The organism is Skermanella sp. (assembly GCF_059503625.1).
Map to the genome: position 1 here is coordinate 1 of NZ_JCACHA010000720.1, position 11037 is coordinate 11037.

General features: G+C 65.9%; 9 protein-coding genes. 3 read left to right on the forward strand and 6 right to left on the reverse strand.

Annotated features, from left to right (window positions below; all coding sequences use genetic code 11):
• Positions 1-1340, forward strand: a 1340-nt coding sequence (locus AC5JJ6_RS24240) for an MATE family efflux transporter (protein ID WP_496044522.1), incomplete at its 5' end; no start/stop codon positions are given.
• Positions 1341-1467: 127 nt separating this feature from the next.
• On the opposite strand, the gene AC5JJ6_RS24245 is transcribed toward AC5JJ6_RS24240, so the two are convergent.
• The 3 genes from AC5JJ6_RS24245 to AC5JJ6_RS24255 all read right to left on the reverse strand — a co-directional run bounded on the left by AC5JJ6_RS24245 (position 1468) and on the right by AC5JJ6_RS24255 (position 6329).
• Positions 1468-3099, reverse strand: a complete 1632-nt coding sequence (locus tag AC5JJ6_RS24245; protein ID WP_496044523.1) for an adenylate/guanylate cyclase domain-containing protein — start codon at positions 3097-3099, stop codon at positions 1468-1470.
• Positions 3100-3328: 229 nt separating this feature from the next.
• On the reverse strand, positions 3329-4855 hold the full coding sequence (locus AC5JJ6_RS24250) for a malonate--CoA ligase (protein ID WP_496044524.1): 1527 nt from the start codon (positions 4853-4855) through the stop codon (positions 3329-3331).
• A gap of 4 nt (positions 4856-4859) precedes the next feature.
• On the reverse strand, positions 4860-6329 hold the full coding sequence (locus AC5JJ6_RS24255) for a malonyl-CoA decarboxylase (protein ID WP_496044525.1): 1470 nt from the start codon (positions 6327-6329) through the stop codon (positions 4860-4862).
• Positions 6330-6479: 150 nt separating this feature from the next.
• Here AC5JJ6_RS24255 and AC5JJ6_RS24260 point away from each other — a divergent pair, with 150 nt between their 5' ends.
• A complete protein-coding gene (locus AC5JJ6_RS24260) occupies positions 6480-7169 on the forward strand; it encodes a GntR family transcriptional regulator (RefSeq protein WP_496044526.1) in 690 nt (229 codons plus the stop codon).
• A 20-nt stretch (positions 7170-7189) separates the two neighbouring features.
• On the opposite strand, the gene AC5JJ6_RS24265 is transcribed toward AC5JJ6_RS24260, so the two are convergent.
• Positions 7190-7582 carry a RidA family protein gene (locus AC5JJ6_RS24265; RefSeq protein ID WP_496044527.1) on the reverse strand — a complete coding sequence of 131 codons (393 nt, stop codon included), beginning with the start codon at positions 7580-7582 and terminating at the stop codon, positions 7190-7192.
• Between the two features lie 155 nt (positions 7583-7737).
• Between AC5JJ6_RS24265 and AC5JJ6_RS24270 the strand changes: the two genes are divergently transcribed.
• On the forward strand, positions 7738-8334 hold the full coding sequence (locus AC5JJ6_RS24270) for a TetR/AcrR family transcriptional regulator (RefSeq protein ID WP_496044528.1): 597 nt from the start codon (positions 7738-7740) through the stop codon (positions 8332-8334).
• Between the two features lie 122 nt (positions 8335-8456).
• On the opposite strand, the gene AC5JJ6_RS24275 is transcribed toward AC5JJ6_RS24270, so the two are convergent.
• Both AC5JJ6_RS24275 and AC5JJ6_RS24280 read right to left on the reverse strand, forming a co-directional pair.
• On the reverse strand, positions 8457-9875 hold the full coding sequence (locus AC5JJ6_RS24275) for a homospermidine synthase (RefSeq protein WP_496044529.1): 1419 nt from the start codon (positions 9873-9875) through the stop codon (positions 8457-8459).
• A 91-nt stretch (positions 9876-9966) separates the two neighbouring features.
• On the reverse strand, positions 9967-11037 hold a 1071-nt coding region (locus AC5JJ6_RS24280), incomplete at its 5' end, for a type III PLP-dependent enzyme domain-containing protein (protein ID WP_496044530.1).

Sequence of the window (11037 nt, forward strand, 5' to 3'; positions counted from 1 at the left end):
TCGATCTCGCCAACCTGTTCTACATCTCCATCCTGGGCGTCAAGGAACTGGCGGCGGCCGTGGGTTTCGCAGGCGCCGTCCTGTTCTTCCAGATATCGCTCTGCATCGGCCTGACCATCGGGGCCGGGGCCATAGTCGCCCGGGCGATCGGGGCCGGCGACCGGGAACAGGCGCGGCGGCTGGCCGGGTCCAGCCTCGTCTGGATGGGCCTGGTCACCACCGCCATCGGCCTTCTGACCGTTCCCTTCCTCGACCCGATCCTTTCGGCGCTCGGTGCCCATGACGAAACCAAGCTGTTCGCCATCAGCTACCTTCGGATCGTCTCGCCGACCCTGCCGCTCCTCGGCATCGGCATGTGCCTGTCGGCCCTGCTGCGCGCGGTCGGCGATGCCCGGCGGGCGATGAACGTCACGCTGTTCGCCGGCCTCGCCACGGCGGTCCTCGACCCGATCCTGATCTTCGGCTTCGGCCTGGATCTCGTCGGCGCCGCCATCGCGGCCCTTCTGTCGCGCGGCGTCCTGTTCTATATCGGCTGGCATGGAGCGGTGCGGGTCCACGATCTGGTGGCATGGCCGAAGGCTTCGTCCCTGATCCCCGACGGCAGGGCGCTGTTCGGCGTCGCCGGTCCCGCCACCCTGACGAACATCGCGACGCCGGTCGCTTCTGCCTACGTCACCTACAGCATGGCCAAATTCGGCGACGCGGCGGTAGCAGGGCTGGCTATCGCCGACCGGATCGTGCCGGTGGCGTTCGGCGTCATCTTCGCCCTGACCGGCGCAGTCGGCCCGATCTTCGCCCAGAATCTCGGCGCCCACCGCTACGACCGGATCGCGGAAACCTTGCGGGCGGCCCTGTTCATGATGCTGGGCTATGTGCTCAGCGTCTGGCTGCTGCTGTTCCTGGGGCAGGACATCGTCGTCCGCATGTTCTCGGCCACGGGAATCACGGCCGATCTCGTCCGGCTTTTCTGCGACGTGGCGGCCGGCGGCTTCCTGTTCGTCGGCTGCCTGTTCGTCGCCAACTCGGCCTTCAACAACTTGGGATTTCCGCTGCTCTCGACCGTGTTCAATTGGGGCAGGGCTACGCTCGGAACGATCCCCTTCGTGGCGCTGGGCGCCTGGATGTGGCAGGCCGAAGGCGTCCTTTACGGTCAGATGGCCGGCGCCCTGATCTTCGGACTGGCGGCCCTGCTGACCGCCTTCCGCGTCGTCGGCCGGCTCGGACGCGACCTCGACCGCCGGGACCAGCCGGACTGGAGCGCTCCCGCCCCCGTCCCAGCCACCGGCAAGGCCGCCCTCGCGACGCTCACGGCGTCGGCGTCGCGAACGCCGAAAGGGTAGAGGCCGCGTCCCCGCGCATGCTGCTCGGTTTCCTGTAGAAGCGCCCGTAGGCCGCTTCTACAGAGTTGCCGACCCATCATAGTTACTGTGCCGAGACACTGGCCGACTCGCTTCCCAATAGTCCCTTCTACTGCGGTACCTTCTCCCGCAATGCATCCGCTTTCGGAATGAGCCTGACCTCCAGCGCCGCCCGGCGCCCCCTTACCGGAACGAATTGAAGCGGATGGTCGCCAAGGTCGATGCCCGCATGGGCCTCGACCTCGCGGCTGACCACCAGCTCGACATTGTTGTCCTTCGCGATCTGTTCCAGCCGGGCCGTCGTGTTGACCGGGTCGCCGATGGCGGTGAAGGACCGCGCTGTGCCGTAGCCCATTTCCCCCAGGATCACGGTCCCGGAATGGACGCCGATCGCGACCCGCAACGGCGTCGGCAGGTCGTGCTCCAGCTCGACGTTCAGGCGCGCGATCCGAGTCGCGATGGCGCCGGCAGCCGCCAGCGCGTCGGCGGCGGCCCGTGCCGGATCGTCCTCGGTGCCGAACAGCGCCATCACGCCGTCGCCGATGAACTTGTCGATATGGCCGTTGTTGCCCTCGACCGCCTGCCCGACCGCCTCGAAATAGCGGTTCAGGATGAAGACCACGTCATAGGGCAGGCGCGATTCGGCTAGCGTCGTGAACCCGCGAAGATCGGCGAACAGGATCACGACTTCCCTTTCCTGTCCCTCCAGATGCGTCGATGGCTGGAGAGCCAGTTCCGGGGTGGAGGCGGGGGGCATCAGCGTCCGCACCACCAGGCTGTGACGGGGCCTGACCTGACAGGCGAGCCGCACATCGTCCGCGGCGCCGATCCGGGTCAGGACCTTACGCTCGGTAGACGAAGGCGGCGGCAGATGTTCCCGGCCCGCGCCGACGCTGACCCGGCAGGTCGAACACCGCCCCCGCCCGCCGCAGACGGAAGCATGGGGAACGGCATAGGCCCTGCTCATCTCCAGGATGCTGGCGCCCGGCAGCAGCGTGACGACGGGACCGTCCGCATAGGTCAGGGTAAAGGTGCCGAACCGGGACGAGAACAGATTGCGGACGATGCGGGCGGCCAGCGTCAGGACGATCAGCGCCGCGAAGCCGTAGCGGAACATCGATCCCGTTTCCGAAATGAAGGCGGAACTCTGCGGCCCCGGCACCCGAGCATTCGCGATGATCAGCGAAATGACCGCGCTATCCTCGGTCTCGACCAGGAGCGCCCGTCCCGAAACGACGAAGCCGAGCAGCGCCAGCGTCGGCACCAGCACGGCCAGGGTGAACAGCCCCGGCGCGACCGCCCTGTACCAGGGCCGCAACCTCAGCCAGAAATGCAGTCCCATGCAGCCATGGACCCAGGAAACGATCATGACGACGCTTTGAAGCACGCCCAGATGCGGGGCCAGCCGCCAATAGGTCAGCTGCACCAGGGCATAGTTCGGGTTGACGCCGTAGAGTTCGGAAACCGCCCGCGTACCCAGGACATGTTCCACCAGCAGGAACGGGATCGACAGCCCAAGCAGCAGTTGCATGACCTGCCACGACGGCATCCTCATCACCCGGCGGTCATACAGCGACCACAGGGCATGGGCCGAATGCGTCAGGGCGGCGGCCAGGACGACCATCCAACCGCCGGGAAACTGCCAGGAAAGGATCCAGCGCCACTCATCCATCGCCTGGAGCGACGCCAGTCCCAGGGAGTGGTTCAGCATGTGCGTCAGCACATAGGCAAATAGAACCACTCCAGAAATCGTACGTAACTGGAGAAAGCGCCGGCTCGCGGACAAAGTGGGCATATCAACTCGTGCTGATGGTCAAGCCTTTGGTCAAGGCGGCCTGAGACTAGCTCAACTGGGTTTGAAACACGCTTTGACCAGAGGTGGCATCAACTTCATCGAACGGACATGCCGCATCGCCGGCGGATCCCAGGGTCGGATCCGCCGGCTGATCGGCGCCCGGAACAGGCAGAGATCAGCCTTTCCGCGACCGATCGTAGATGTCCTTGTAAGACTCCCGCAGCAGGTTCTTCTGCACCTTGCCCATGGTGTTGCGCGGCAACTCCTCGACGAACAGCACGCGTTTAGGCTGCTTGTACTTCGCCAGCCGGCCGTCCAGGGCCGCGAGCACGCCGCGCTCGTCCAGGTCGGTTCCCTTCTTCGGCACGACGACGGCCGTGACGCCCTCGCCGAAATCCGCGTGCGGCACGCCGATCACGGCACTTTCGAACACGCCGGGCAGGGCGTCGATCTCGACCTCGATCTCCTTGGGATAGACGTTGTAGCCGCCGGTAATGACCAGGTCCTTGCCCCGGCCGACGATCTGGACATAGCCCCGCTCGTCGATCTTGCCCAGATCGCCGGTGATGAAGAAGCCGTCGGGCCGGAATTCCGCCGCCGTCTTCTCGGGCATACGCCAATATCCCTTGAAGACGTTCGGCCCCTTGACCTCGATCATTCCGATCTCGCCCTGTGCGAGCGGCGTGCCGTTCTCCGGATCGACGACCCGGACCTCGACCCCCGGCAATGGCATCCCGACCGTCCCGGCGACGCGGTCGCCGTCATACGGGTTGGACGTGTTCATGTTGGTCTCGGTCATGCCGTAGCGTTCCAGGATGCGGTGTCCGGTCCGCTCGGCCCAGGCCTCGTGCGTTTCCGTCAGCAGTGGCGCCGACCCGGACACGAACAGCCGCATATGCGCCGTCGCCTCGCGGGTCAGCCCCGGATGCTGGAGCAGACGCACGTAGAAGGTCGGGACGCCCATCATGACGGTGGCCCTGGACATCAGCCTCAGCATCTCGTCCGGATCGAAGCGCGACGCGAAGATCATCGACGACCCGGCCATCAGCGTGACGTTGGTCGCGACGAACAGGCCGTGGGTATGGAAGATCGGCAGCGCGTGAAGCAGGACGTCTTCGCCCGTGAAGCGCCAGACCTCGGCCAGCGTCAGCGCATTGGACGCCAGGTTGTCGTGGCTCAGCATGGCGCCCTTGGACCGCCCCGTCGTGCCCGACGTGTAGAGGAAAGCCGCCAGATCGTCCGGCCCCCGGTCGATATCGGCGAACTCGGCCGGCATGCCCGCCGCCGCTTCCAGCAGGGAACCGGCTCCACCCGTGCCCAGGGTCTCGACCGCCGCGACGCCCTTGGACCGCGCCAGCGGTTCCAGTCCCGCCTTGCCCTCCGGCGAGCAGACGACCACCTTGGGTTCGGCGTCGCCGATGAAATAATCCAGTTCCGCCAAGGTATAGGCGGTATTGAGCGGCAGATAGACGGCGCCGGCCCGGATGCAGGCCAGATAGAGCACGATCGCCTCGGCGCTCTTTTCCGTCTGGACCGCCACGCGGTCGCCGGGCTCCACTCCGCGCCGGACCAGCAGGTTGGCGATCCTGCCGGATAGATCGACCGCACCGCCATAGGTAAGGACGCCGCTGGGCTGCTCGATGAAAGTCCGGTCTGCGGCCGGCATGTGGCTGCGCATCAGCGCGAAGAGATGATTGCTCATTCCGTTATTCCTGCTCTTTGGCCCGAACTTTTTCTTGGGATGCACCTTGGGATGCGGCCTGGACTTTGTCCTGGGTCCCGGACGCCTTGCCTTTCTGGTTCTCCTGCTTCGGAGCGGCTGCCTTGGACGAGCCGGCATCGGACCGCAGCAGCTTCCGGACGGCGGGAGCCGCCACGACCTCGCCCTTGGTGGCGAAAAGCTCGTGGTTGGTCTCGATGTCGTCCAGCTTATAGAGATAGTTGACCATCAGGCCATGCGCCTGCTTCATCCCGCGCGGCGACAGGTCGCCCAGGAAGTTCATCCGCTCCAGCCGGGCGCCGTTGCCCAGGTGGAAGCGCGCGACCGGATCGACCGGCTTGCCCGAGGCCGACCGGGCCTTCAGCATATAGGCGGCGGCGACGGGGATCAGGGCTGCCTTGACAGCCTCCCGCTTGCCGTCATCCTCGGACCAGTCCGGCTGGTCGAGCAGGGTCAGGGCCGTCCTGTCCTGGACGGTCACCATGGTCGATTCGGGGTCGGCCCGCTGGGACGCCAGCCAGCCGGCGAACCCGGGTACCGGCGACAGCGTCACGAAGGTATTCAGACCCGGCAACTCGCGCTTCAGGTCCTCGACCACTTGCTTGATCAGGAAATTGCCGAACGAGACGCCCCGCAGCCCTTCCTGGCAGTTGGAGATGGAATAGAAGACGGCGGTGGTCGCCTGATCGGCGGCGATCGGCTCGCGGTCCTCCGCCAGCAGCGTGCCGATGGCGGCCGGGATCTCCTTCGACAGCGCCACCTGGACGAAGATCAGCGGCTCGTCCAGCAGCTGCGGGTGGAAGAAGGCGAAGCAGCGCCGGTCCGAAGGCTCCAGCCGCCGCCGCAGGTCGTTCCAGTCCCGGATGGTATGGACCGCCTCGTAGCGGATGATCTTCTCCAGGATGTTCGCCGGCGTCGTCCAGTCGATCCGGCGCAGCACCAGGAAACCCCGGTTGAACCAGGACGAGAACAGATGCGCGAAATCGGCGTCCAGCGCTTCCAGGTCCGGATGCGTCTTGAGATGGCGGGCCAGTTCCTCGCGGATGCGGACCAGCGCCTCGGTGCCATGGGGCGCCAGGTTGAGGCGGCGGATCACCTCCTGCCGGCGCGGCTCGGCCGCCTTGTGGAGGGTCATGATCGTCTTGGCATTGGGCTCCGCGCGGTAGATTTCTACCGCGCGGTCCAGCTTCGCCCGGTCGGGACCGAAGCGCTCGGCCAGTGTCGTCAGGAAGGCCCGGCGGCCATCGGTGTCCAGCTTCTGCCAGACGCACAGGATTTCAGCGGCAAGCGCCACGCCCGACGCCTCGCCCCGGCCGCTCAGCAGCGCCTCGAACAGCGCCGCCACGTCGGTCCGGCCGGCGGAATCGCCCTGACCGCCCTGCATCCCAAGCAGCGAGCGCCCCCGGTCCGCGATGGAAACCATCAGGTCGCCCAGAAACGAGGTGCTCGTCGTCATTCCGCAGGCCTCGCCACCGTTACTGGATTTCGCATCGGTCTTCCTCCACACTGGGGTCTTGTATGCGATAAGCGCCGTTGTGCATCATGAAGCCGCCTTTTGCGCACAATGTCAACCGTTCTTGTATACAAGAAATGGAGCCATGTGGACATGACCCTGTCAGCGCCGGAAGATGCGCGTCTCAAGCTGCGTGACCGGATAGAGAACGAGATATTGACCGGCGACATGCCGCCGGGCTTCCGCCTGGACGAGGTGACGCTGGCTACCCGCTTCGGTGTCTCAAGAACGCCGATACGGGAAGCGCTGTTCCAGCTGGCCTCGGCGGGACTGATCGAGATCCGGCCCCGGCGCGGCGCCGTGGTCGCCGAAGTGGGACCGGAGCGCATGGTCCAGATGTTCGAGGTGATGGCGGGGTTGGAAGGCATGGCCGGCCGCCTCGCCGCGCGCAGGCACACCGATGCCGACCGCCGGAGCCTGACCGACGCGCACGAAGCCTGCCGCCGCGCCGCGGAGACGGGCGATGCCGACGCCTATTATTACGAGAACGAACGCTTCCACCACGCGATCTACGCCGCCAGCCGCAACGCGTTCCTGATCGACCAGTGCGCCGCGCTGCACCGCCGCCTCAAGCCCTTCCGGCGCATCCAGCTCCAGGTTAAGAACCGCGTCGCGAACTCCCTGGCCGAGCACGAGGCGATCGTCGCCGCGATCCTGAACCTGGACGGCGATGCCGCCGAACGGCTGCTCCGCGACCACATCGTCATCCAGGGCGACCGCTTCTCGGACCTCATGGCTTCCATGTCGGAGCGGGCGGGCAGTACGGCGGCCAAGGGGCGCTAAGCTTCGGGACTGATTTGCCGTCAGCTCGGTATGCGTGCGATGACTTTGATCTCGAAATCGAAGCCCGCCAGCCAGGTCACTCCCACCGCCGTCCAGTTCGGATAAGGCGGCGCGCCGATGACGCTCTCGCGCACCGCCATGACGGTTTCGATCTGGTTGGCCGGATCGGTATGGAAGGTGGTTACATCGACGACATCGTCGAGGGTGCAGCCGGCGGTCTTGAGCACGTTCACCAGATTTTCGAAAGCCAGTCGTACCTGCTGCTCGAAATCGGGTTCCGGCGATCCGTCCGTGCGGCTGCCGACCTGTCCCGAAACGAACAGGAGATCGCCGGAGCGGATCGCCGCCGAGTAGCGGTGCAGCTCGTAAAGCGCGTGGCGATTGGCCGGAGTTATGGCTTCACGATTGGTCATTGTCCTATTCCTCATTACGGAAGGGCGATCCGTCGAGCTTTGAGCTTCACAACCGGAACGCAAATTGATATACGCCGCGTATGTAAACGTTAATTCACCTACGCGCCGTATGTCAATACACATACGGAGCGCATGTGAAATGAGAGGACAGGGCCATGGCCGCGAAACGGCGTTCTGAAATGATGGAGGAGACGCGCGCCAAGCTGATCAAGTCGGCGCGCAAGGCCTTCGCCGAGAAGGGTTATGCGGCCGCTTCGATGGATGAACTGACGGCGGAGGCCGGGCTGACGCGCGGGGCGCTCTATCACAACTTCGGTGACAAGCGGGGCCTCCTGCAAGCGGTGGTCAACCAGATCGATGCGGAGATGGCGGCACGCGTTCGCGCCGTCGGCAGCCAAGCCGAAAACGGCTGGGAGGGACTGCTGGCGGAAGGCGTCGCCTATATCGAGATGGCGCTGGAACCTGAGGTCCAGCGGATCGTGCTGCTCGACGGGCCGGCGTTCCTGGGCGATCCGTCGCAGTGGCCCAGCCAGAACAACTGCCTCCGGACGACCTTGCAAAAGGCGGAGCAGTTGATCGCAGGAGGGATCGTCAAGCCTATGGATGCCGAAGCGGCCGCTCGGCTCCTGAACGGGGCGGCGCTGAACGCTGCGCTCTGGGTCGCAGCCAGCGACCACCCGCAGGATGTCCTGGCCAAGGCCGTGGAGGCGTTCCGATTTCTGGCCGGAGGCCTGCTGGCGGCCCCGGATTGATGCTCAGGGCGTAATCATACCAAGAGCCAGAGACATCGACCTGTCTGGAACGCTGGATGTCGGGCCTCTTCAGCCCGACATCCCTGCCGGAACTCACAGGTCAAGCGTAAAGGCCGCTGGTATCACACGACCCGGAAGTTCTTGAACTGCCAGGGGTCCGACGTATCCACGTCTTCCGGGAACAGTACGCCCCGGCCTTCCAGCGGCGTCCAGTCGCTGTAGGACCCGACCAGCTTGCCCAGATACGGGCCGGCGATCTCCAGCACCCGCTGATGGTTGAGTTCCTCGGGCTCGACGATACCGGCCCTCGGATTCTCGATCGCCCAGATGACGCCGGCCAGCGCCGAGGCCGTCACCTGGAGGCTGGTGGCGTTGTTATGCGGGGCGAGCTCGCGCGCCCGATGGATCGACAGCTGCGAACCGAACCAGTAGGCGCCCTTTTTATGGCCCATCAGCAGCACGCCCAGCTCATCGATCCCCTCGACGATCTCGTCCATCATCAGCCGCTTCTCGGGCTGCATCGTCCAGGTCTTGCCGGCGAACTCGTGCAGCGACAGGATCGCGTCGTCGCACGGATGGTAGGCGTAGTGGACGGTCGGGCGGTAGCGGACCGAAGTCCGGTCCCAGACCGTCAGGTAATCGGCGATCGAGATCGCCTCGCTGTGCGTGATCAGGAAGCCGTGGAGCGGGCCTTCCTTCGGCGTCCAGGTCCGGACGCGTGTGCCGGCGCCCGGCCGCATCAGGTAGATCGCCGCATCGCAGCCGAAGTCGTGGCGGCGGCCGTCGGGCGGCAGGCCGCGCTCGTGGGTCCCCCAGCCGAGTTCCGCCGGCTGGCAGCCCTCGCCGACGAAGCCGTCGATCGACCACGTATTGACGAACTCGCCGCGCTTCTTCGGAACGTTGGAAACCTGGGTGTCGCGTTCCGCCACGTGGATCGCCTTGATCCCCAGCGTCTGTGCCAGCTCCGCCCAGCCGTTCCGGTTGCGCGGCGCCTGGACCTCGACACCGGTATCGCGGGCGATGTCGAGCAGCGCCTGCTTGACGAAATGGGACACCAGACCCGGATTGGCGCCGTGGGTGATCACGGCGGTCGGCCCGTTGGCGAAACCGCCCTTGTGCTGCAGCACCGCTTCGCGCAGGGCATAGTTCGAGCGCAGCGAGGGCGATAGGCTGGTATCGGTATAGCCGCCGGCCCAGGGCTCGATGCAGGTGTCCAGGTAGAGCGCGCCACGGGTATGGCAGAACTTTATCAGGGCTAGGCTGGACACATCCACCGACAGGTTCAGGATGAAGTCGCCTTCGCCGACCATGGGGTCGAGCACGGACCGGAAGTTTTCCCGCGTCAGGGCGATGCGGTGGAACTTGATGCCGTATTCTTCCGCCTCCGAATGGCCGCGTTCCTCGGCAGTCACGATCGAGATCTGCTCGGGCTTCATATCGATGTGGCGCAGCAGTAGAGGCAAGATGCCCTGGCCGATGCTTCCGAAACCGACGATGACGATACGGCCGGCAAATTTTACGATGGGAGAGGTCAAGGTCATGGCATCTTCCGAACAGGCTGTTGGTGGCTGACGAATGTCGGGGCCCCGCTGGGTGGATGGTTGGATGGAGAGAGTAGACGAGCGGCTGCGATCAGGCAGCCCGCTCCGTGATGTACCCGACCGATTGAGCCTCTTCGGCGCACCGTTCGGGGAGGTCTTCGGCCTCCAGATAACCCGGAGTTTCAAGCAGCGGACGGTCGGTGACGTCGATCAGCCGGGCGTTGTCGAAGCCGTTGAAGGCGGTCCGCAGGCAGGAGCCGTAGGCGCCGAGCTGTCCCAGTTCGATCCAGTCGCCGGCCTTGACGTCGGCCGGCAGCATGAACGGCCCCGCCATGTAGTCGGCGCTGTCGCAGGTCGGGCCGTAGAAGGCGAAGCCCTGTTCCGGCGCTTCCGACGGGGCCGCCTGGGTCGGCCGGATCATGCGGGCGGGAAACCGGAAGGCCGGCACGCCGGCATCCGACAGGCTGCCGTAGACGCCGTCGTTGATGAACAGCTCATGGCCCCGGCGCTTGATCACCTGCACCACCAGCGACACGCCCGGCGCCACCAGCGCGCGGCCCGGCTCGCACCACAGGCGGGTACGGGCGGGCAGGGCCAGCTTGGCGAAGCCGCGCGCGATGGCGGCCATGAAGTCGTCGAGCGGCGGCGGCGTCACGCCGGGATAGCTGACGGGAAAGCCGCCGCCGACGTCCAGCACGTCGATCTCGACTCCGGCCTGCGCGATCACGGCGCCGGCAAGGTCCATCGCCCGCTCGTAGGCGGACGGGTCCAGGCACTGCGATCCGACATGGAAGCAGATGCCGATCTTCGGCGACACGGCGCGGGCGGCGCGCAGCAGGTCGGCGGCATCGGCGACGGCGGCGCCGAACTTGCCGGACAGGTCGTAGACGGCCGGACCCTTGGGCAAGGCGAGGCGGATGAACAGGCCGAGGTCGTCCGCGTTCTCCGTCTGCTCCAGCAGCTTCTCCAGCTCCTCGGCGCTGTCGAGCGAGAAGTCGCGGACGCCATAGTCGAAATACGCCTGATGGATCGCGCCCGGCGACTTGACCGGGTGCATGTAGTGGATCTCGGCGTTCGGGAACATCTGGCGGACCAGACGCACTTCGGCGGGCGAGGCCGCGTCGAAGTGGCGAATGCCGCCTTCGTACAGGGCGCGCATCAC